Here is a 22033-nt window from a genome sequence, read left to right as displayed (position 1 = left end):
GTGCCGACGCCGGGCGTCGACCGCTGGACGTTCGGCGTCGCGCCCCTCGCGCAGACGGTCGAGCTCGCCGCCCGGCTACGGCGGGTCACGGGCCTCGCGCTGTCGCTGGAACACGCGGCCCCCGAGCTGGACGCGCTCCTCGACGCGTTGGCCGAGGCGGAGCGGCGGCTGGCGCCGCTCGCCTCGGCCGACCCGGCGCCCCGTGTGGGCGCCGCGGTGGACGGCGACGGCCGGGTCTACCTGGACCACTCGCGTCACATCGGCGCGTTCAACCCGGGTTTCCCGGAGTACGAGATCGTCGTCGACGGCGACCAGGCGACGGGCACCGTCAACTTTCCCGTCGCCTACGAGGGCCCGCCGGGCCTGGTGCACGGCGGCTTCCTGGCGCTCTTCTTCGACGCGGCGATCCAGCACCACAACTGCGACGCCGGCGTGGCCGGCAAGACGGCCGGGCTGGAGCTGCGCTACCGCCGCCCCACCCCGGTGCTCACCGACCTGCGTTTCGTGCTGACCAGGTCGCTCGACGGCGGGCGCATCCGCTCGACCGGTGAGCTGCTGGCCGGCGACGTCCGGCTGTGCGAGGCCCGGATGGACGCGGTCCAGGGCGACCGGGCCCGGCTGCCACCGGTGTCGCCGCGCCGGGAACAGCCGGGCCCGGTCTGACGCCCTGAACCCCGGCCGAATGTCGTGACCCATCGGCGCTGAACACCCAGGTGAGGGACCTATGAAGAGCGGCAACCTGTCGGACACCCCCCTGGACGAGCCGGAGGCGGCGCCCGGCGTCTGGGTGGTCGACGACCCGGCCGAGGTCACCCCCGAGTGGATGACCAGCGTGCTGCGCGCCGGCGGCACCGACCTCGAGGTGACCGGACTGTCGTACGAGCCGATCGGCACCGGCCAGCTCGGCGCCAGCTACCGGTTCGTCCTCGATGCCGGCGCCGACGACTACGCGCCGCGGACCGTGGTGCTCAAGATGGCGACCGGCCCGACCGAGGTCAGGGACCTGATCGGCCTCGGCTACCGCACTGAGGTCAACTTCTACCGCCTGTTCGCCCCGGCGGCCCAGATCCGGGTCCCGCGCTGCTGGAGCGCCGACATCACGGCCGACGCCCGCCAGTTCACCCTCGTGCTCCAGGACGCCCACCCCGCCTTACCCGGCAGCCAGGTCGAGGGGTGCACCGTCGAGCAGGCCGCCGCCGCGGTCCGCAACCTCGCCGGCCTGCACGCGTCGTTCTGGAACGACGACCGGCTGACCGGCGACGGGCTGCCCTGGCTGCGCCGAGGCGACGAACGAGCCCTGACCAACTTCGGGCGCCTGCTGGTGACCGCGACCGCGGGCTTCGTCGAGCGGTTCGCCGCGAGGCTGGCCCCCGAGGACGCGGACACGCTGCGCCAGACCGCCGCCGCGATGTCCGGCTGGGGCCGGCGCATCGAGGGGCGCCACTCCCTGATCCACGGCGACTACCGGCTCGACAACCTCCTGTTCGCCGGCGCCGACGACGTCACGGCCGTCGACTGGCAGTCGCTGGAGGTCGGTTTCCCCGGGCGCGACCTGGCCTACTTCCTGTCGACCGCGCTCCCGCCGGCGCTGCGCCGGACCGACCAGAAGGCGCTCGTCGGGGCCTACCACGAGGCCCTGGTCGGGTACGGCGTCGCGGACTACTCGCTGGACGACTGCTTCACGGACTACCGGCTGGGCATGCCGCAGGGCCCGCTCATCACCGTCCTGGGCTGCATGTACAGCGCCAGCGCCCCGACCGAGCGCTCCGACCAGATGTTCCTGTCCATGGCCGCCAACGCCTGCGCCGCCATCCGCGACCTCGGCACCCTGGACCTGCTCACGTCCTGACGCCTGTCCTGGCCGGGTAGATCACCCGGAGGGCTCATGATCGCCGTTTCGGCCCTCCGGTGGCCGTGGCTGCAGCCATTTTGCGACCACCACAGGGCCGAAACGGCGATCAAGGCGACCGGCGGACCGGCCGTCGGCCTGGCCGAGCGCCGCGCCGTCAGGTCAGCGTGTAGCGGATGGGGAGGCGCTTGGGGCCGCCGACGAAGAGGGTCCGCATGTACTCGGGCTCACCGGCCAGCTCGACCGAGCGCAGCCGCGGGACCAGCTCGGCGTAGAGGGCGCGGCCCTCCAGCCGGGCGAGGTGGGTGCCGAGGCAGTAGTGCGCGCCGAAGCCGAAGCCGACGTGCTTGTTCGGGGTGCGCCCGACGTCGAAGGTGTCCGGGTGCTCGAAGACGTCCTCGTCGCGGTTCGCCGACGGGTACGAGAGCAGGACGGCCTGGCCGGCGGCGATCGGGACGCCGTGGACCTCGGTGTCCCTGGTCGCGGTCCGCATGAAGTGCTTCACCGGCGACACCCAGCGGATCATCTCGTCGACCGCCGTGGTGACCAGGCCCGGGTCGGCGGCGAGGCGGCGCTGCTGGTCCGGGTGGGTCAGCAGGGCGTGCAGCCCGCCGGAGATCGCCGCGCTCGTCGTGTCGTGCCCGGCGGTGGCGATCAGCACGTAGTAGCCGACCGCCTCCAGCATGCCAATGCTCTCCCCGTGGATCGACGCGTTGGCGATCACGGACGCCAGGTCGTCGCCCGGGCTCTTGCGCCGTTCCTCGGTCACGCCCTGGAAGTACTCGAAGAACTCCAGCAGGGTCTCCGCGGCCGCGGAGTCGCTGGCGTTGCGGGCGAGGTCCGCGTCGTTCGCGCCGAACAGCTCCTGGGTGAGCTTGAGCATCCGGGGGAAGTCGTCCTCCGGCAGCCCGAGCAGCGACAGGATGACGTACAGCGGGTAGTGCGCGGCGACGTCGGCGACGAAGTCGCACTCGCCGCCGAGCGCCGCCATGTGGTCGACGAACCGCTTCGCGAGCTCCTCGATGCGCCCGGACAGCCGGCGGACACCGGCCGGCTTGAACCAGTCGGCGCTGACGTGCCGGTAGACCAGGTGGTCCGGCGGGTCCATCTGCACCAGCGTCCGCACCGGCGGCGGGGGCGCGGCCGGGTCCTGGTTGACCGCCGTCCGCGGGGCGTTGTGCCAGGTCTCGGAGTCGCGGGAGATCTCCATGACGTCGTCGTACCGGGTGATCGCCCAGAACGGCGCCAGGCTGTCGGACTCGACCCAGTGCACGGGCGACTCGCGGCGCAGCAGGGCGCAGGCGGCGTGGAACCGGTCCTCGTCCGCGTAGGCCCGCGGGTCGGTGAACACCTGGGCGGCTTCCTCGACGTTCATGTCCCGTCCCTCTCGGCGCGCTCGGCTGGTCCTGCGGGCGGCCCGCCCGTGCCGACCTCGTCGCCGAGGTGGCACAGGCCTGACCACGGCGGCCGGGCGCCGCAGGCCCCTGTCGCTGGCCTTGACGCCGCTGCCGCCAGCTTGAAATATATAGATTTATCGGGGTCGGTGGGAGTCTGGTGAGGAGCGAGCTTTGGTCGACGCGGCGGCGGGCACGGCGCGGGCGTTAGCGTCCCGCGCGGGCGGCGACGAGGTCCGGAGGCTCGACGCTGTCGTCGTGGGCGCCGGGTTCTCCGGGCTCTACGCGCTGCACCGGCTGCGGGAGCTCGGCCTGCGGGTCCGGGTCCTGGAGGCGGCGGACCGGGTCGGCGGGACGTGGCTGTTCAACCGCTACCCCGGGGCCCGCTGCGACATCGAGAGCATCGAGTACTCGTACAGCTTCTCGACCGAGCTCCAGCAGGAATGGACCTGGAGCGAGCTGCTGCCGGGCCAGGCCGAGATCGAGGCCTACCTGAACTTCGCCGCCGACCGGCTCGACCTGCGCCGCGACATCCAGTTCGACACGAGGGTCGCCGCGATGACCTTCGACGAGGCCGACCAGACCTGGCTGGTGACGACCGAGGCCGGCGAGCGGTTCGTCGCGCCGTTCGTCGTCGCCGCGACCGGCATCCTGTCCGCGCCGTTGGACCCCGGCATTCCCGGCCTGGCGACGTTCCGCGGCACGACCCTCTACAGCAACCGGTTCCCGCGCGAGGGCCACGACTTCACCGGCCAGCGGGTCGCCGTCATCGGTACCGGCTCGACCGGCGTCCAGGCGATCCCGGTCGTCGCCGAGCAGGCCGAGCACCTGTACGTCTACCAGCGCTCGGCCGCGTACACGCTGCCGTCGCCGGCCCGGCGGTACGAGCCGGGCGAGTTCGAGGAGCTGCGGTCCCGGTACGACGAGATCCGCGCGGCCCAGTTGCTCGCGCACGTCGGCGCGGCCCGGACCAGCGCGTTCTCGGTGCTGACGAACCTCGGCGGCCTGCCGGCGCTGCGGACCGCGTCACGCGAGGCGCAGCTGCGCGCCGTCGAGGAGAAGGGTGTCGTCGGCGCGCTCTACTGGAGCGACGTCATGTTCGACCCCGAGGCCATCCGGATGGCCACCGCGCTCTACGGCGAAGCGGTCGCCCGCATCGTGCGCGACCCGGAGACGGCCGCGTCACTGGTCCCGACCTACCCCTTCGGCTGCAAGCGGCCGATCATCGACCAGGGCTACTACGAGACCTTCAACCGCCCCAACGTGACCCTGGTCGACCTGCGCAAGGACGCCATCCAGGAGATCACCCCGACCGGCATCCGGACCGAGCGGGCGCACCACGAGCTCGACGCGATCCTGTTCGCGACCGGCTTCGACGCCCTGACCGGCGCGCTGACCCGCATCGACGTGCGCGGTCGCGGTGGCGCGCTGCTGCGCGACGTCTGGGCCACCGAGGGCCCGGTCGCCTACCTCGGCCTGCAGGTCTCCGACTTCCCGAACCTGTTCCTGGTCCAGGGCCCGGGCAGCCCGTCGGCGGCGTCGAACTTCCTGGCCGCCATGGAGCACCACATCGAGTGGATCACGGACTGCGTCGCCCACCTGCGCGCCGGCGGCCACCGGACCATCGAGGCACTGCCGTCCGCGCAGGCCGAATGGATCGACGAGATCCTCGCGCTGGTCAACGGCAGCGTCCTGATGCACCCGGACTGCAACTCCTGGTACAACGGCGCCAACGTCCCCGGCAAGAAGCGCATGTACACCACCTACGTCGCCGGCCTCCCGTCGTTCCGCCAGCGCTGCGACGAGATAGCCGCCGCCGGCTACACCGGCTTCAAGATCGGCTAGCCGGCGGCGGCCGGGCGTGGTCAGACGACGGTGAGCGCGACCTCGACGTTGCCCCGGGTGGCGTTCGAGTAGGGGCAGACCTCGTGCGCCTTCTGGACAAGCGTCGTGGTGGTCTCGCGGTCGAGCCGGGGGGCGTGCACGTCGATCTCGACGGCCAGGCCGAAGCCACCGTCGGGCCGGGCGCCGATGGACACGCTGACCGAGACCTGCGAGCCCTCCAGGTCGGCCTTCTCCGACCCGCCCACGAGCTTGAGCGCGGAGTGGAAGCAGGCGGCGTACCCGGCGGCGAACAGCTGCTCGGGGTTGGTGGCCCCGCCAGGCCCGCCCATCTCCTTGGGAATCCGGACGTCGACCGAGAGCAGGCCGTCGTCGCTCTCGGTGTGACCGTTGCGCCCGTCGCCCGAGGCGGTGGCCGTGGCGGTGTAGATCGCTTCCATGGTTCCTCCGATCGCCGGTGGTCGATCGCGAGTCGATCGATCGTGCACAACCATATTGCGCTCTATTTATTCGACGCAAGGGTGACGAGAGCCGCAGATCGCCGAGTGGGCCCTCTGGTGGTCGTGCTGAGGGTCCTTCCACGGCCACCGGAGGGCCAAAACGGTGATCATGGGCGTGAATGCGGGCCGGGTGGTCGGCTGCTCCGGCGACCACCCGGCCCGTGCACTGGGGCTACCGCTGGACGAGGCCGCCCGCGCCGTGCCCGACCGGCTGCGGGTCGCCGGCGGGGGAGCCCGCGAGTTCCCCGTCGAGTGCCGGCTCGGTCCCGTCCCGCAGTGCGGCGGGCGGGTCACCGGGCTCGTCCGAGGACTCCGGCCCGGCCGGCTTCTCCGGCGCCGGGGTGAGCAGCGACCAGATGATCGACGCGGTGAGCACGACCCCGATCGCGCCGAGCGAGACGGCGATCGGGATGTGCACGACGTCGGTGAGCAGCATCTTCGTGCCGATGAACGCGAGGATGACGGCGAGCCCGGTGCCCAGGTGGTGGAACCGGTCGAGCGCCCCGGACAGCAGGAAGAACAGCGACCGCAGCCCCAGGATGGCCAGCGCGTTCGCCGTGTACACCAGGAACGTCTGGTCGGTGACGCCCAGCGCGGCCGGGACCGAGTCGAAGGCGAACAGCACGTCGGCCGTCTCGACCGCGACCAGGACGGCCAGCAGCGGCGTCGCGACGAGGACGCCCCGGCGGCGCAGCAGGAACCGCTGGCCCTCGTACTGGTCCGTCACCGGGATGACCCGGCGCAACAGCCGGACCGCCCTGCTCTGGCCCGGGTCCATGTCGACCTCGCCGGACCCGCGCACCATCTTGATCGCCGTGTAGACCAGGAACGCGCCGAACAGGTAGATCACGACGTGGAAGGCGTTGAGCAGCGCCATGCCGCCGGCGATGAACGCGAACCGCAGGACCAGCGCGCCCAGCACCCCGTAGAACAGCACCCGGTGCTGGTACTGGCGGGGCACCTTGAAGTACCCGAAGATCAGGGCGAACACGAACAGGTTGTCGACCGACAGGCTCTTCTCCAGCAGCCAGGCCGCCGTGTACTGCCCGGCCGCCGTCGGCCCCTGCCAGGCCCAGATGACGAGGGCGAAGCCCAGGCCGAGGCTCACCCACAGCGCGCTCCACAGCGCCGCCTCGCGGAACCTGATCACGTGGGCCCGCCGGTGCGCGAGCAGATCGATGGCGAGCAGGGCGACAAGGGCGGCGACGAAGGCTGCCCAGGCCCAGATGGGGACGTGCATGACCGTTCCTCCAGTGAGTCCGGGTAGTCGGTGAGTCCGGGTAGTCGGTGGCGGGCCAACTGGCCCACGTCCCATTCAACGGGCGACGGCCTTGCGGACTCACGGCAGCAAGGGCGCGATGTGCGCGACGTTGCCTAGGATCTGGTTGCCGAGACTCGGCAGGAAGCGATGGTCATCCGGGCCGCGTGGCGGTGCGGAGACAGCGGAACGGAGGTGACGATGCCGGTCGAGGACGAGCCCGAGGGCTCGCCGGGCCTGCCCGGCACCAGCCTGACCAGGCTTCCCCGCGCGGCGGTCCTGGCCGCGCAGGACGCCCGGCTGCCGGCCAGCCTGCTCGGCGACTACCTGCCGACGCTCGCGTCGGCGGCGCAGACCGGCCGCCGACTCGCCGCGGCGGAGCTGGCCCGTTTCCACGCCCTCGGCCAGGCGGCGGCCGAGTCCGGCGCGTCGCTGCGGGCGCTCGTCGACCTCTACCTGTCCGCGACCTGGCGGGCCTGGCCGTCGCTGCCCGCCGTGCGCGCCGCGGGCACCCGCAACGAGGCCGACCGGACGCGGGCGGCGGCCGCCGCCGTGCTGCGGGCGAGCGACGACGCGGTCGCCGCCGTGTGCGAGGGCTACGAGGCCGCCCGGTCGGCGCGGGCCAGGGCCGAGGAGGCGCTGCGCCGCGAGCTGATCGACGACCTGCTGACCGGGACGTCGACCGAGCCGGGCCTGGTGCTCGAACGGTCCGCCGCCTTCGGGCTGCACCTGGAGGCCCCGCACGTCGTGTTCGTCGCGGCCGGCGAGCGCCGGTTCGTCGACGGCCGGGGGACCAGCCGCGCGGTGGACGCGGCGTTGCGCTCGACCTGCGCCACCGAGCCGCTCGTCGCGGTCAAGGATGGCCTGCTCGTCTGCGTGGTGCCGCAGGAGACGCCTGACGACGCGACGGCGGATCCCGGCCCGCCGGGCACGGCCAGCGCAGGCTCGCTCGCTGGCGCCGGGACCGGAACGGGGACCGGGATCGGTGCCGAGGCCGCGACCCGCACCGCCACCGGCACCGCTACCGCTACCGCTACCGCTACCGGGACCGGGACCGGGACCGGCAAGGTTGGACCGCGCGGCGCCCGTCCGCGGAGCCCGGATGGGGACGGCCGGACGGGGGCGGTCGGCGGTTCCTCGTTCTTCAGCCCGCTGCGGGACGCGGCCACCGCCTCCAGCGGAGCGCCTCGGGCGCTCGGGGCGCTGACCGCCGCGCTGTCGGCGGCGGCCGGCTCACCGCCGTGGCGGGTCGGTGTCAGCCGGCCGCGCATCGGCGTCACCGGCACGAGGATCGGGTTCGCCGAGGCGTCCTCGGTCGTGGAGCTCGCCGGCCGCCTCGGACTCGTGCGCCAGCCGACCCACACCGACGACCTGCTGATCTTCAAGGTGCTGCTGCGCGACCGTGAGCCCCTGATCGAGCTGGTCGACAGCGTGCTGGGCCCGCTGCGGTCCGCCCGTGGCGGCGCGGGCCCGCTGCTGGACACGTTGGACGCCTACTTCGCGACGGGCGGCGTCACGCTCGCCGCCGCGCGCCGGCTGCACCTGTCGGCCCGGGCCCTCACCTACCGGCTCGCCCGCGTCCACGAGCTCACCGGCCACGACCCGACCGCGCCGACGGACCGCTACGTCCTGCAGACCGCGGTCCTCGGCGCCCGCCTCCTGGACTGGGCCCAGCCGGTCCCCTGACAGCGGCGGGCAGCCTGGCGGCCGGCCGCGCGGCCGCCACCTGACCGTGGCCGGTGGAGGCCGTGACGTCAGGAGCAGGCCCAGCTGATCGACCCCGCCAGCGTGCGACCGGCGCTGGTGCTGGCGCTGAACGAGACCGAGCCCCCGGCCGAGGTGATCGTGACGGTCGCCGGTACCGCGTCGACGGCGTACCGGGCGGCGTCGGGTCCGACCAGGGAGACGGTGACCAGCGCCGAGTAGGAGCCGGGGCCGGTGTAGCTGGCGACGCGGACGCTCTCGGCCACGGTCGACCCGCCGACGGAGCCGGTCGCGGACTCGGCGTACCGTCGCCCGGCGATCTGACAGCTCACGGCGGTGTCGACGTGGCCCGCGACGGCGATCGGGCTCGTGATGCCGAGCGTCAACGAGCCGGCGCCGCCGGTCCCGGCCCCGACGGGAGCGCTGGACCCGGCTGCCGAGGCCGGGACGTTGGCCGGGGCGGAGCCGGCCGTCGACACCGCGGTGGCGCCGGCCCGGCATCCGGGCACCAGCAGCAGAAGCCCGCCCGCGAGCAGGATCGAACGGCCAAGGACCCGGTTCCGACTGTTCACGCATCTCTCCCGAACGTGGATGGCGAAGGATGGCTGGCCGCCGGCCTGATGGGGCGACCAGTGCGATCACCACACCAGTGCCGGATGCGCGGTGACTGCGAGCCACATGTGAGGGCCGTGTGAGCCGCGAGCGAGTGCGAGGAGAAGTCAGCGCTCACCGCCACAGGTGGGCGATCATCGGCAGCCCGCCCTTGGGGCGCAGGGTGACCAGCGGCTCGGGCACGACCGGATCGCCGGTCGCGGCCGTGAAGGACCAGCGCCGGGCGATCGTCGCCAGCGCCAGGACGCCCTCGGCCACCGCGAAGGTGTTCCCGATGCACTGGCGGGGCCCGCCGCCGAAGGGGAAGTAGGCGAACCGCGGCCGGCCAGGGGCGTGCGGACCGCCGGCCAGGCCCGACTGACCGGTGTCGCCGGGCTCGTCCCCGTCCAGCCAGCGGTTCGGGTCGAAGCGGGTCGGGTCCGGCCACCAGCGCTCGTCGCGGTGGATCACCCACTGGCTGAAGACCAGGGTCGACCCGGCGGGCAGCAGGTACCCGGCCACCTCCCGGTCCTCGACGAGATGGCGGCCCATCGCCCAGACCGGCGGGAACAGCCGCATCGACTCGGAGAAGACCGCGTTGGTGTAGGCCAGCCGGGGGAGGTCCTCGAACGTGGGGGACCGGCCGTCGAGGACCGTGTCCAGCTCCGCGTGCAGCCGCGCGGCCACGTCCGGGGCCTGGCCGAGCAGGTGGAACGTCCAGGCCAGCGCGTTCGCGGTCGTCTCGTGGCCGGCGAGCAGGAGCGTCATCGCCTCGTCGCGGATCTGGCTGTCACCCATCCGCTCACCGGTGTCGGCGTCCTGGGTGTCCAGCAGCAGCGACAGCAGGTCGGAGCCGGTGGCCCCGGTGGCGCGTCGATCGGCGATCATCTCGTAGACCGCGCGGTCGAGTGCCTCCCGGCTGTCGCGACGGCGCGCCGGCCCGCCCACCGGGAGCTGTTCGACGCGGGTGAAGCCGGGCATGGCCGCGCGCCGGGCGGCCGGCAGGTTACGGGCCACCGCGTCGCGGACCACGTTGACGACCTCGTCGTCGAGCGGCACGTCGAACAGGGTCCGCGCGACGATCGCCAACGTCATCTCGGTCATCTCGGCGTGCAGGTCGAGCCGCTGGCCGTCCCGCCAGGTCGCCGCGGTGTCGTCCGTGACGGAGACGAACCGCTCGCCGTACTCGGCGATGCGGTGCTTGTGGAACAGCGGCTGGATCAGCCGCCGTTGCCGGCGGTGCACGTCACCGGCGCTCGTCAGCAGGCCGTCGCCGAGAAGATAGGTCAACGGCTGGGTGACGTTCGTTCGGGAGCCGGCGCCGCGCACGACGGCGCCCTTGGCGTACGCGCGATGCCCGCTGACCAGCGCGTCAGCGGCCGCCGCCGGATCGGACACCAGGAAAGCCGACACCGGCCAGGTGGAGAGCCGCACGATCGGCCCGTGCTCGTCGCGCAGCTGGGTGAGCCTGGTCAGCGGGTCCGCGCGCAGCCTCCGGACGGCGGCCAGCGGGCCGCCGGACTGGCCGGGAACCTCGCCGACGGCCCGTGGCCGCGAGGTGGGGGGAGCGGTGGCAGCGGGTGGCGTCATCGCGTGCTGTCCTCCATGATCGGAAACTGGTCTGTCCTGGTCGGGGCATCGGTGCAGCGGGGGACGGCGGGGCCGGTCCATGGGTCGCCGCCGTGGGACGGGCGAGCGCGCGCGGTCAACGTGGGACCGCCACGAGGGCCACGAGCAGAGCGATCTTCAGCGCCAGGGCGAGGTCGCCCGCGCGGCCGGGCGGGTGTGGCAGCCCGGCCGCGACGAGGACGCGCAGCGCCGCCCGCCTGGCGAGTGGCCACAGCCCGACGGCGACGCCGATGCCGAGCGCCGCGACGGCGACCCGGAGCGCGGCGGAGCCGGGCGCGAACGCCCCGGTCAACGCGGAGGCCACCACCAGCGCGAGGGCCTTCACGCCCGCGAACGCGGCGAACACCTGGCGCCGGGGGAGCAGCATGAGGGCGAGGCCGGCGGCGACGACCACCATGGCCAGCGCTGTGCCGGTGGTCAGCGGAGTCGGCGCGACCTCGGCCAGTCCGCTGACGTGCAGCCCCGGAGCGGGCCGGACGAGCCGCGACACCCCGACGGCCGTGACCGCGAGTACCGCGACGACTGCCTGGACCGCCCGCAGCACCACCAGCGCCCCGCCGAGCTGGAGTAGCCGGGTGCCCCGTCCGCCGAGGCGGCGTGCCCGGCCGTCCTGGTGTTCGCGGTCGTCCCGGTCGTCGCTGCCGTCGGGGAGTGCCGGGTCGTCGCGTTGCGCGGTGTCGGTGCCGGGATGCCCCATGACGTCGAGCAGACCACCGGTTCATGCGGGTTCGATGTGAGCCGCCCAGCAACGACGTGAGGGATTCGGCGGCAGTCCGGCCCGGCCCCGGCTACGGCGCCGGAAGCGAGATCCGCACCGTCAGGCCCTGTCCGGGCGGGCTGGTGGCCGTGACACCGCCGCCGTGCGCCGCCACCACGGCCGCGACGATGGACATCCCGAGGCCGCTCCCGCCGCGCCCGCGGCCTCGGTCGCGGCCGTCCGCCGAACGGTAGAACCGGTCGAAGATCCGTTCGAGGTCCGCTGCGGCCAGGCCCGGACCCTCGTCGAGGACCTCCAGGTGGATGTCGCCATCGGCGGCCGTGCCGAGGCTGACTGTCGCGGGGGTGCCCGGCGGGGTGTGGACCCGGACGTTGGCCAGCAGGTTGCCGATCACCTGCCGCAGCGCGTCCGGGTCGCCGACGACCTGGCACTCCGGCGGCACCTGGACCGACAGGGGACGGTCCGGCTCGACGGCCGCGGCGTCGGCGGCGGCGTCCCGGACGATCGCGGCCAGGTCGACGGCGGACAGCTTTAGCGGCCGGGCCTCGTCGAGGTGTGCCAGGTACAGCAGGTCGTCGACGAGGGTGCTCATCCGGCGGGTCTCGTCCTGGACCCGGCGCAGCGCGTCGTTCGTGCCCGACGGCGGCACGATGCCCTGGCGCAGCATGTCGACGTAGCCGCGCACCGAGGTCAGGGGAGTCCGCAGCTCGTGGGACGCGTCGGCGACGAACTGGCGCAGGCGTTCCTCGGAGCGACGCCGACCCTCGAACGCGGTCTCGATCTGGGCCAGCATGATGTTGAGGGCGGCGGCGAGGCGGTCGGTCTCGGTGCGCGACCGGCCGTGCGGGACGCGCCGTTCCAGGTCGCCGGCCGCGATCGCCGCCGCGGTGCCGGTGATGTCGCGCAACGGGCGCAGGCCCCGGCCGAGCAGGAACCAGGCCGCCACCCCGCCCACCGCGAGCACGACCGCGGCGGCCACCGCCTCGACCGCGACCAGCCGGCTGGTCGTCGCCTCGACGGGCCGCAGCGGCAGCGCGACCAGATCCGTGATGCCACCCGGCAGCGCGCCGACCACCACCCGGTACCGCGTACCGGCCGCCACGAGGGTGAACGGCGCGCCCGCCGCGATCCGGCGGTCCAGGTCGGGGACGGCGGCCAGCAGCCGGCCGCCGGTCGCGGGCTGGGCGGTGTCTCCCGCGAGCGTGACCGTCGTTCCGTTCGCCTGGCGCAGCTCGACCACGAACTCGGTCGGTGTGATCACCCGTTGCGCGGCGACGCCGCTGAGCAGCGGCACGACCCGGGTCAGCAGCGCGACGCCCCGGGTGTCGATCAGGTTCTGCGCCCCTTCCAGCCGGTCGTCGGTCTCCTGGGTCAGGTGGGACCGCAATGCCAGCGCGCTCGCCGTCCCGGCCGTCCCCAGACAGATCGCCAGCAGGACCAGCAGCCCGAGCATGAGGCGGACCCGCAGTGTCACGGCGCCTGCCCGGTCACGCCGGACCGGGGCCGGGCTGCCCGTCGCGCAGCGCGTACCCGAAGCCCCGCTGGGTGTGGATGAGCGGCGGCCCGTAGGGCGCGAGCTTGCGCCGCAGGTAGCTGACGTACTGGTCGACCACGGTGGCTCCGCCCCGGTAGTCCGTGTCCCACACGGCGTCGAGGATCTGCTCGCGCGACAGCACCCGGTTCGGGTTGACCAGCAGGTAGCGCAGCAGCCGGTACTCGGTCGGGGCCAGCTCGACGTGCTGGCCGGCCCGGGTGACGCTGTGGGTCGTCTCGTCCAGGGTGAGGTCGGCGAAGGTCAGCGGCGCCGTCCCGGTGTCGGCGGCCTGCTCCCGACGGGTCCGGCGCAGCACGGCCCGGATCCGGGCGACCAGCTCGTCGATCGAGAACGGCTTCGTGACGTAGTCGTCGCCGCCGTACGTCAGCCCGGCGATCTTGTCGGCGTGCCGGTCGCGCGCGGTCAGGAACACGACGGGCACCTCGACGCCCTGCTCCCGCCACCGCCGGCACAGCTCCAGCCCGTCGCCGTCGGGCAGCATGATGTCCAGGACCAGCAGGTCGGGGCGCCGAGCGGTCACCTCGGCCGTGGCCTCGTGGCCCGACCGCGCGGTGACCACGTCGAAGCCGTGGAACCGCAGCGCCATCCGCAGCATGTCGAGGATGTTCGGCTCGTCGTCGACGACCAGCAGCCGTGGCCCGTCCCCCGCCATGCCGCCCCCGACCTCGCTTCTGGCCACGGTGTCTCTGGTCACCGTGTCTCTGGCCGCCGTGTCAGCGTCCCGGCCACCTCATCCGATGAACATATGAGTTCCGTTCGAACGACCCCCACCGGGGCGGACCGTCGCCGCTGCGTCCCGAACACCACCTGTCCAGAGCCCGGTCACGGCGCCCAGGCCGGTCGGGCCGGCGAGTCCGCCGCGTGGCGGTCCTGGCCCGGTGGCGTGACGATGGCACAGCCGGTCGGGCGTGCCCCGGGCGCGCGCTCCCGCCGTCCGACTCGCGAAAGGCGCCGTATGCCCGCCAACCCGCACGGCCTCACCCTCGAGCCCGCGGCGCAGGCCTTCGCGGAGGCCACCGGGAACCCGCCGTTCCTCTACCAGCTGCCGCCCGCCGAGGGGCGCCGTGCCGTGGACGACGTTCAGAGCAGCGAGATCTTCAAACCGCTGGTCGACGAGGAGTGGACCGAGATCGACAGCCCGGCCGGGCCGCTGCGGGTCCGGATCGTCCGGCCGCCGCGGTCGCAGGGAATCCTGCCGGTGATCCTCTACGTGCACGGGGCTGGCTGGGTCTTCGGCGACGCGCACACCCACGACCGCCTGGTGCGCGACCTCTGCCTCGGGGCACAGTCGGCCGTCGTCTTTCCCGAGTACGACCGCTCGCCCGAGGCGCGATATCCCACCGCCGTCGAGCAGTGCTACGCGACCGCCGCCTGGATCGTCCGGGAGGGCGCGGCGAACAAGCTCGACGCCTCGCATCTCTCGGTGGCCGGCGACTCGGTCGGCGGCAACATGGCCGCCGCGCTCACCCTGCTGGCGAAGGAACGCGGGGACGTCCGCTTCGTCCGGCAGGTGCTCTTCTACCCGGTCACCAACGCGGCGTTCGACACCGGTTCGTACGAGCGGTTCGCCGAGGGCTATTTCCTGACCCGTGACGGCATGAAATGGTTCTGGGACCAGTACACCGCCGACGAGGCCGAACGCGCGCAGATCACCGCATCCCCGCTGCGGGCGAGCCTGGAGCAACTCGCTGGCCTGCCGCCCGCACTCGTCATCACGGCCGAAGCCGACGTGCTGCGGGATGAGGGCGAGGCCTACGCCGCTCGACTACGCGCCGCGGGCGTCCCGACCACCGCGGCCCGCTACGGCGGCGTCATCCACGACTTCGTCATGCTCAACGCCCTGCACGACACCACCCCCGCCGTCGCGGCCGTCGCGCAGGCGAGCGCCTTCCTGGCCGCAGCCGCCCGCGAGTAAGCCGACGTCCCTTTCGGACTTCGATTCAGCTCGCCTGGGCCAAATCGCATACCCAGCTGGAGATCTCCGGCCAGTCTCAGCCGAATCTCCGGTCATGATCGCCAGCTTGGTATGCATAAATCCGGCAAAATGGGGCGCCGGGCGACCGTTTCCATACCCGACCCGCGATCATCCCTCACACCCTACGGTGCAAGGCCACGTTGATCGCCAGTTGGGTATGGAATCCGCCCTGGACCCCGCAGAAACCGCGCTGGACTGGGCGCCCGGCGGGCGCTGCCGCTGATGGTCGGCGCGGCTGACCAGCACGCTGGACCTTGCCTTCCAGCAGAGTTATGCTGCCAGTTCGGCGATCGGAGCCGTATCCGGAGGCCGCGCCCGGAGGTGCTTCACAGGTGGAACTCAAGCCCAAAGGTGTGAGGGAAAGACCCACCGAGTCGACTGAAGAAGTCAACGGGAGCGCCACGGCCAAGGTCGGTTCGCTATCTCGGCCGCGCCGGGATCGGATACTCGGCGCGCTCTCGCTGTTGATGCTGATCGTGGGAGTGCTTCTGCTCCTCGTCTATGCGGGTCGGCATCCGCAGTCTTGTTCCGATGTGAGCCGCGAACAATACATCGTGACCTCGCCGACTGGCGGTTTCTTCTACTGCCGTTGAGTAACCGTCGACCTACCGTTCGATTCACGCTGCTGATCAACCCAGAGTGCGCTCGTTCTCGTCTATGCGGAAAGACACCCGCAGTACTGCGCCGATGGCGAGCTTGCACGATACGTGTCGACCCCACCGGTCGGCGGCAATGTCTACTGCCCATGAGGCGAGACGGCGCTGCGGCGAAGAAGTCGCCAGGCCGACTATTCGCGGGCCGGAGCTCGGTCGATCCCGCGGAGGTGCAGGGCCGGTAGTTTCCAGCCACCCGGGGTCGCTCCGGCGTGAACGGTTTTTCGGCACAGGCTTGCAGCGGGCACGTGGCGGCCTGACGGACTGGCGGACGCGTGGCGCCGGCCCCCGCTATCGTCACCGAGGCGGTCGTTGATCGGACTCGGTCGGGCACGGGCTGCTGTGACGCGGCGAGGAGCATCGGGATGGTCGGACTACACCGACGGGTTTCGCGGAGACCGGTAGTCGGCGGGATAGCCACCCTCGGGCTCCTGCTGGTCGCCTCGTGCTCCAGTACGTCGGCTTCCGGTGCGCCGGCGCGGCCAGCGGCGACGACTTCGGTCGCCCAACAGGGATGCCTGCCAGCCGGCGATCCGGCTGCCTCGGTGCGGGGCGGTTACGGCGTCGGCCAGACCGAGGTCACCTTCGTCGACCACAGCCGGCCGACGGACGCTGCCCCGGACCGCAACCTGCCCCGCAAGCCCGACCGCACGATCCCGGTAGTCGTGACCTACCCGACCACCGCGGTGCCCGGCGCGGCAACGGACGCGCCGGCCGTCGCGGGCGCCGGTCCAGCCCCGGGCCGGTTCCCCCTGGTCGTGCTGTCGCACGGGGTCACCGCGACCGGCGCCAACGTGGCAGCCGTCATCGCGGCGCCGCTGGTCCGCCAGGGCTATGTCGTCGCCTCGCCGACGTTCCCGCTTTCCAGCGGCCCGGGTGGGACCATCTTCGATCTGCCCAACCAGCCAGCCGACGTCAGCTTCGTCATCACATCGCTGACGACGTGGAGCGCGACAGCGGGCACGCCATTGGCCGGCCATGTCCAGGCGAACTGCCTGGCAATCGCCGGCCACTCACTCGGCGCCGCCACCACGCTAGCGACGGCTTACCTCTCCTGTTGCCGTGACCCCCGAGTCAAGGCCGTCGTATCGATGGCGGGAACCCTCGCCGCGTTCAAGGGAACCTTCGACGGCAACCCGCCCATACCGCTGCTCCTCCTGCACGGCGACCAGGACCAGACCGTTCCCGTCGCCAAGAGCACCGACATCTTCACGACGCTGCGCGGACCGCGCTACTTCCTGACCCTGCACGGCGCCAACCACGTGACAATCTTCTACGGCCCGGCCGGCCAGGCCCTCGTCCATTCCGAAACCGCGTTCCTCGACGCCTACCTCAAGGGCGACTTCACCGCGCTGCACGCACTGCCGGCCGAGGTCGGCAGCTCTGACCTCGCGACCTACCAGACGGCGACCTGAGGCTGCCGGCCGGGTCCAGGCTGTCTCAACCTTCTGTTCCGTAGGCTTCGTCGGCAGGTCCACAAACGTCGAGCGATGGCTTGCATCGAGGTCGGTGTCGGTCTCGGTGTCGGCCAAGCCGTGACGCGGCCGGCCAATCCTGCTGCCGGCCACACGCGTAGCTGACGAGCATGTTGGACGTCGCCATCTATTGCCGTGTCCGGCTAGGTCCGCCCGCTGGCTTGATCGCCGTTTCGGCCCTCGCGTGGTCACAACACGCCGCGGACACAACTATGCGAGGGCGGAAAAGCGATCTTGCCGACATCAGGAGAAGGTCGTCGATGGACTTCCCGGAGCTGAACTTGCCGAAGACCTCCAGGATGAACGGAATACGATCGGCGCCGTCGGCCGCGTTTGCATGACGATTTGCGATGAGCGTTGACACGACGAGGGCGGCGATCGACGGAGCGCTTCCCGGACGTGGCCCCACTGGAACGGGCCGCCACTCCCTCCTCGTCGCAGGACGTGGCCATCCGGGGTCTCCGCGCCTTTGGTGAGGACCAGCACAGCGTAGGACAGTCTGATCTCGGCGCCTCAGAAATGCGGGGATCCTCCGATCGCGGGCTGCGGACGGACGTCCGTCGACCGGACGCGCGGTTCGCAGGGATGCACACCTGTCAGCCCGTGGCAGCTTTTGTCGTCTGTCGGAGTGCGGGCCGCCGTCACAGTTGGGGCAGGCCCACCGCGGTCGACGAGCAGTGCGTGCGCCGTCGGCCAACCTCCAGGAGGCGTCGCCGATGCCTGCCGTGGCGCGGTCCGGACTCTGCTGTGGGTACTGGCCAGTGGGCCGTCCCGATCGCCTCGATCCGGTCACGGCGGTGGATGAATCTGACAGACTTCTGTCCTGTGGGAACGGCGATCGCACCCTTGATAATCTCGTCAGCCGCAACGCTGTCCGGCGTTTCTATTGCCGGGATACTGGCGGAGTACAGGGAACGCCGAAGAACTGTGGTCGAGGAGCAGCGTGCCGAGCGGCAGTACCGGCAGGACCACCATAAGTGGCTGCGCCAGGAGCGCCGCCTACTGTACTCCGCAATAGTGCTAAGCCTGGAAAAGGCGGCGGACCAGTACAGTAGACTATTGGATAGTCTGCTTGCCGACAGCTATACGAGAACGAACGATCCAACTCGGGAGCAAAGAGCGCTCCTGGAGGACCTGGCTGTCGTCTCTCGTGAGGTCGCCCGGCAGGTGATTGAGATTCAGGTCGTCGGCTCAGACGAGGCCGCGGCGGCAGCAAAGGCCGGCAGCGACTCTCTCGATGCGGTGACCGGCCTGCTGCGCCACATGAGTGAGGCAACCGTAAGCGAGGAGGCAGACGCATTTATCCGCACCTCGCAGGTCTGGAATGACCTGCGGCGATCTCTTCAAGAAATGATCGAGGCGGCTCGCGCCGACATTGGTTCCCCATCGGGGCCTCTTGGACCCTAGGCCGAACCGCCCGATCACGTGGTCCCCAACCTCCGGTGATGTCTGCGGGCGTCGGCTGGACGTCCAGCGCATTGTTGACTACCCAGGGCTGTCCAGAGCCTCAGTCTGGATGCGCTGCCCACTGGTCGAGTGCCCAGGCCATGTGAACGCGGAGATAGTCACCTCGCGGTCGCAGGTGGGGAGGGATGGCCAGCGGCGCGCCATCGAGCTTGGCTAGATCGGGAAAGTCCGCCGCCAGGGACGGTGCGACGCGCACCGTCCAGGTCTCAGCGTCGATAGTCACCTGGAAGTGATCGAAGAGGGCGTGCAGGTCCCGTCGGAGCAACAACCCGCCGCTCAGATCGTGGACTGGCGTGTCGCTAAATCGATAGAGGTGGGCGGCCTCGATAGCGTCCGGCGGCTGAACGCCTGTGATTGCACACGCGTCGCCGAAACGCTGACGCAGAGCCGCACGAAACTTTGTCTGACCGATGCGCACCTTGCCGATGGCCAAGCCGTGGCCACCAGGCACGTGGGCCGGAGTCGCGTCTGTCCACCAGCGCGCGCCCAAACCGGCGGACATGGAGATGATCGGTTTAAGCCTCGCGAAGTTGAGCGGGCGGATTGACTGCTGCTTGCTCTGGTTCATGTAGACAGGTTCAAGAGACGCTACTGTCAGGCTCTCGGCCGGCCGCCATGTCCGTGCGTAGTCCGCTACGTAGACCGTGACGTCGATTTGCTCCTCACTGGGATTATCGAATACGGTTCCGCAAGGTGAACACTTGTATCTGGGCGCGACGGTGCGCCGCGTCTTGAAGGAGGTAGCACCGCAGGAGGGGCAGCGCCGGCGGATCTTGACCGATGTCGTCGTGCCCACCTCGTCAATCCAACCGGTACCGAGTACCATGCGGTTATCGCGCAAAACCGCCAAGCTCCCGGCTTGGACGGCCCGGTGATTGGCTACAGTGCTGTCCCAGACGTAGGTGCTGCCAAGCACGTCGGAGTAACCGAGGTTGCCGGAAAACTGTCGCTCGGACTCGTCGATTGTGAGCAGGCTCCAGGCACGGCCCTCAGCGTCCGCGACGACAGGCGCAGACGCGTCGTTCCGTTGCGCGAGATCTGCGGTCGGAGGCCGGGACTGCTCTACGACTTCGTGGAGCGCCGTGACAAACCGTTCGCGCGACTGTGCGTCGCGCAGGAGCTCGAAGGCAGGTGCGGAGAGACCAAACGCGGGATCCTCGCGGTCCAGCCAGCGGCGCGGCTGCGAACTATGCGCAGGAGGCGGTGGCGAGCTGGCTTCGATCTCCCACAGAGGCGAGCCACGTAGCGCGACGACGGGATACTCCGGCGCTGCCCGCCTTCGGTCCTCGTCGCTGTTCGTCGCGAGCATCGCGGCCAGGTCGGCCCGGGCGTGTGACCACCGGGTCAGTCGAGTGTCCTCTGTCGCGGCGCGCTCTGCCGCCCACAGCAGCACTAGCGGTTGATACGGCAGCTGTGCGCCCTGGCGAGACGCCATCCGGAGCATCGCCAGCGCATCTATGGCGTCGTCGAGATCCACCACCTAACGGTACGGCGGACGTCGCGGAGGCTTGATAGAGGAGATTCCGCGCTGCATCCGTCGGCTCTCCGGGAGGCTGGCTCCACGGCGGTCAGCGCGGGCCGGGATCGCCGTCGGCGTCGTGGCGGTGAGGTCGGCGTTTCCGACTGTGCCCGGTGCTGCGCGACCGAACCGGCGCCGTGGTGGATGGTGGCGTCGTGGAGGTCAGGGTCCGCGGGCGAGCGACGCGGCCCCCGATGCGGGGCTGCCGACACGCCCAGTCCACGACACAGAAATTAGGCGAAGTCAAACTATGGCCACGGAACCGCAGCTCTCGTAGCATGCCGGCATGCTGTTTGGCCTGCACTTTGACTTCCGCAACCCGGACTTCGCTCGGACCGCGATGGCGGACCGGTACGCCGCGGCGCTGGACATGGTGCAGTGGGCGGACGAGCTGGGCTGCGTGAACATCACGGTCGCGGAGCACCACGGCTCGGCGGACGGGTACTTACCAAGCCCGGTCCCGATGCTCGCCGCGATGGCGGCCCGGACGACGAACGTGCGCTTCGCGATCACCGCGCTGATCGCGCCGTTCTACGACCCGCTGCGGCTGGCCGAGGACCTGGTCGTCCTGGACAACCTGAGCCGGGGCCGGGTCGACCTCATCGTCGCGGGCGGGTATGTGCGCGAGGAGTTCGCGATGTACGGCGTCTCGATGAAGGAGCGGCCTCGGCGGGTCACCGAGCTGGTCACGACGTTGAAGGCGGCGTTCACCGGGGAGCCGTTCGAGTACCGCGGTCGTCAGGTGCAGGTGACCCCGGCGCCGTTCCGGGCTGGTGGGCCTTCGATCAAGCTTGGCGGGAGCAGTGAGCCGGCGGCGCGGCGGGCGGCGCGGATCGCCGACGGGTTCGTGCCGACCGATCCGGGGGTCTGGGAGTTCTACCGGGACGAGGTGCGGCTGCTGGGGCGGCCGGACCCGGGGCCGAGCCCGACCGGCTCGTCCCAGACCGTGGCGCTCGCGCAGGACGCCGACCGGGGCTGGGAGCGGATGGGGCCGTACTTTCTGCATCACACGAACGCCTACGGGGCGTGGCAGGCGCAGGACGACCTCGCGAGCCCGTACCGGACGGTGTCCGACCTTGAGGCCCTGCGGGCGGCGGGGCGGCTGCGGGTGCTGACGCCGGAGCAGTACATCGGCGAGCTGGCGGCGGCGCCGGTGCCGTTCGCGCATTTCCACCCGTTCTGTGGCGGGATGCCGATCGACCTTGCCTGGTCGAGCCTGCGGCTGTTCGAGCGCGAGGTCCTGCCCGCGTTCGCCTGAGCGAACCGCCGGACGGCTGGCGTGCGCTGGCCATGGTCGCGGCGTCGGGGCTGAGACGGTCGCGCTCAGCCTCGAAGGCGGCCGTCCGGGCGCGCAAATAGTGATCAAGAAACGAGGGGTCGTCGCCGGGATCGGTGGCGGCCCCTCTGTCTTGGCCTGAGTTCGGGCCGAACGGCTCGCACACGCGGCCAGGTTCGCCGCGGGCGCTGCGGATAGAGCCTGGGCCGGCGCTAATCGTGCTGATCGCGCCGTGTGGGACGCGTCCTAAGCCGCGCGCGAATCACGCGAGATGAGAATCATATTCTCGCGTCAAAGATAGTGACCGCTCACCCCATCTTCACTCAATCGGCACGGCTGGACGGGCTTCGGCGACATCCCTACGATAGCTGAGGATGAACTCATGTTTCAGATTGTCTAACGGTGGTGTCAGTCGCGCTGTGATCGCGCGGTGGACCCCGGCGCGGCCGTTGGGCGGCGAATCAACAATGGCTCAACAGTTGGAGGTAGGCCTGTGGGGAAAGCGCGTGGTGGCCGAGGCCCGCGTCGCCGGTCGGAACCGGTCCGGTCCCAGGCGGGCGGTGACTCCGTCCCGGCCTTACCGGCCACGCGCCCGGGACGGCGCGCCGTCGTCCTCGGTGCCTCCCTC

Annotated in this window: 18 protein-coding genes; 9 read left to right on the top strand and 9 right to left on the bottom strand. The window is 71.4% G+C overall.

Translation table 11 applies throughout. The features are described 5' to 3' along the window. Together FRAEUI1C_RS19235 and FRAEUI1C_RS19230 are read left to right on the top strand one after the other, a co-directional pair. Complete coding sequence (locus FRAEUI1C_RS19235) at nt 1–663, top strand: hotdog family protein (RefSeq protein WP_013425001.1); 663 nt, start codon at nt 1–3, stop codon at nt 661–663. A gap of 61 nt (nt 664–724) precedes the next feature. Next, nucleotides 725–1849 (top strand): phosphotransferase, encoded by a 1125-nt coding sequence (locus FRAEUI1C_RS19230; RefSeq protein WP_013425000.1) that lies wholly within the window; start codon nt 725–727, stop codon nt 1847–1849. A gap of 157 nt (nt 1850–2006) precedes the next feature. On the opposite strand, the gene FRAEUI1C_RS19225 is transcribed toward FRAEUI1C_RS19230, so the two are convergent. Then, nucleotides 2007–3224, bottom strand: a complete 1218-nt coding sequence (locus tag FRAEUI1C_RS19225; RefSeq protein WP_013424999.1) for a cytochrome P450 — start codon at nt 3222–3224, stop codon at nt 2007–2009. 193 nt (nt 3225–3417) lie between these two features. Between FRAEUI1C_RS19225 and FRAEUI1C_RS19220 the strand changes: the two genes are divergently transcribed. Continuing rightward, complete coding sequence (locus tag FRAEUI1C_RS19220; protein ID WP_013424998.1) at nt 3418–5088, top strand: flavin-containing monooxygenase; 1671 nt, start codon at nt 3418–3420, stop codon at nt 5086–5088. Between the two features lie 20 nt (nt 5089–5108). Here the strand turns inward: FRAEUI1C_RS19220 and FRAEUI1C_RS19215 are convergent, their stop codons facing one another. Beyond that, on the bottom strand, nt 5109–5525 hold the full coding sequence (locus FRAEUI1C_RS19215; protein ID WP_013424997.1) for an organic hydroperoxide resistance protein: 417 nt from the start codon (nt 5523–5525) through the stop codon (nt 5109–5111). Between the two features lie 232 nt (nt 5526–5757). Beyond that, nucleotides 5758–6825: a TerC family protein gene (locus tag FRAEUI1C_RS19210; RefSeq protein ID WP_013424996.1), complete on the bottom strand. Its 1068-nt coding sequence runs from the start codon at nt 6823–6825 to the stop codon at nt 5758–5760. Between the two features lie 219 nt (nt 6826–7044). Between FRAEUI1C_RS19210 and FRAEUI1C_RS19205 the strand changes: the two genes are divergently transcribed. Then, nucleotides 7045–8529 carry a PucR family transcriptional regulator gene (locus tag FRAEUI1C_RS19205; protein ID WP_013424995.1) on the top strand — a complete coding sequence of 495 codons (1485 nt, stop codon included), beginning with the start codon at nt 7045–7047 and terminating at the stop codon, nt 8527–8529. A gap of 68 nt (nt 8530–8597) precedes the next feature. Here the strand turns inward: FRAEUI1C_RS19205 and FRAEUI1C_RS19200 are convergent, their stop codons facing one another. The 5 genes from FRAEUI1C_RS19200 to FRAEUI1C_RS19180 all read right to left on the bottom strand — a co-directional run bounded on the left by FRAEUI1C_RS19200 (nt 8598) and on the right by FRAEUI1C_RS19180 (nt 13692). Beyond that, nucleotides 8598–9119, bottom strand: a complete 522-nt coding sequence (locus FRAEUI1C_RS19200; protein ID WP_013424994.1) for a hypothetical protein — start codon at nt 9117–9119, stop codon at nt 8598–8600. 154 nt (nt 9120–9273) lie between these two features. Further along, nucleotides 9274–10728 (bottom strand): cytochrome P450, encoded by a 1455-nt coding sequence (locus FRAEUI1C_RS19195; protein WP_013424993.1) that lies wholly within the window; start codon nt 10726–10728, stop codon nt 9274–9276. 115 nt (nt 10729–10843) lie between these two features. Then, nucleotides 10844–11464 (bottom strand): hypothetical protein, encoded by a 621-nt coding sequence (locus FRAEUI1C_RS19190; RefSeq protein WP_013424992.1) that lies wholly within the window; start codon nt 11462–11464, stop codon nt 10844–10846. Nucleotides 11465–11555: 91 nt separating this feature from the next. Beyond that, the gene (locus tag FRAEUI1C_RS19185; protein ID WP_013424991.1) at nt 11556–12959 is read right to left on the bottom strand and encodes a sensor histidine kinase; all 1404 of its coding nucleotides are present in this window, start codon (nt 12957–12959) and stop codon (nt 11556–11558) included. Between the two features lie 13 nt (nt 12960–12972). Next, the gene (locus tag FRAEUI1C_RS19180) at nt 12973–13692 is read right to left on the bottom strand and encodes a response regulator transcription factor (protein ID WP_013424990.1); all 720 of its coding nucleotides are present in this window, start codon (nt 13690–13692) and stop codon (nt 12973–12975) included. 303 nt (nt 13693–13995) lie between these two features. On the opposite strand from FRAEUI1C_RS19180, the gene FRAEUI1C_RS19175 reads away from it, so the two are divergent. From FRAEUI1C_RS19175 to FRAEUI1C_RS19165, 4 genes are all read left to right on the top strand, one after another. Then, entirely contained in the window at nt 13996–14955 is a 960-nt protein-coding gene (locus FRAEUI1C_RS19175; RefSeq protein ID WP_013424989.1) for an alpha/beta hydrolase, read from the top strand. Nucleotides 14956–15347: 392 nt separating this feature from the next. Beyond that, a complete protein-coding gene (locus tag FRAEUI1C_RS39655) occupies nt 15348–15608 on the top strand; it encodes a hypothetical protein (protein WP_013424988.1) in 261 nt (86 codons plus the stop codon). 605 nt (nt 15609–16213) lie between these two features. Beyond that, nucleotides 16214–17083: an alpha/beta hydrolase family protein gene (locus FRAEUI1C_RS19170; RefSeq protein ID WP_232425052.1), complete on the top strand. Its 870-nt coding sequence runs from the start codon at nt 16214–16216 to the stop codon at nt 17081–17083. A gap of 885 nt (nt 17084–17968) precedes the next feature. Further along, complete coding sequence (locus FRAEUI1C_RS19165; RefSeq protein ID WP_157734985.1) at nt 17969–18550, top strand: hypothetical protein; 582 nt, start codon at nt 17969–17971, stop codon at nt 18548–18550. Between the two features lie 100 nt (nt 18551–18650). On the opposite strand, the gene FRAEUI1C_RS36490 is transcribed toward FRAEUI1C_RS19165, so the two are convergent. Continuing rightward, nucleotides 18651–20087: an HNH endonuclease gene (locus FRAEUI1C_RS36490; protein ID WP_157734984.1), complete on the bottom strand. Its 1437-nt coding sequence runs from the start codon at nt 20085–20087 to the stop codon at nt 18651–18653. A gap of 328 nt (nt 20088–20415) precedes the next feature. Here FRAEUI1C_RS36490 and FRAEUI1C_RS19155 point away from each other — a divergent pair, with 328 nt between their 5' ends. Next, nucleotides 20416–21387: an LLM class flavin-dependent oxidoreductase gene (locus FRAEUI1C_RS19155; RefSeq protein WP_013424984.1), complete on the top strand. Its 972-nt coding sequence runs from the start codon at nt 20416–20418 to the stop codon at nt 21385–21387. Nucleotides 21388–22033: the final 646 nt, after the last annotated feature.

This window comes from Pseudofrankia inefficax (assembly GCF_000166135.1).
Classification (GTDB): Bacteria; Actinomycetota; Actinomycetes; order Frankiales; family Frankiaceae; genus Pseudofrankia; species Pseudofrankia inefficax.
This window is presented reverse-complemented; position numbering and strand designations above follow the sequence as displayed.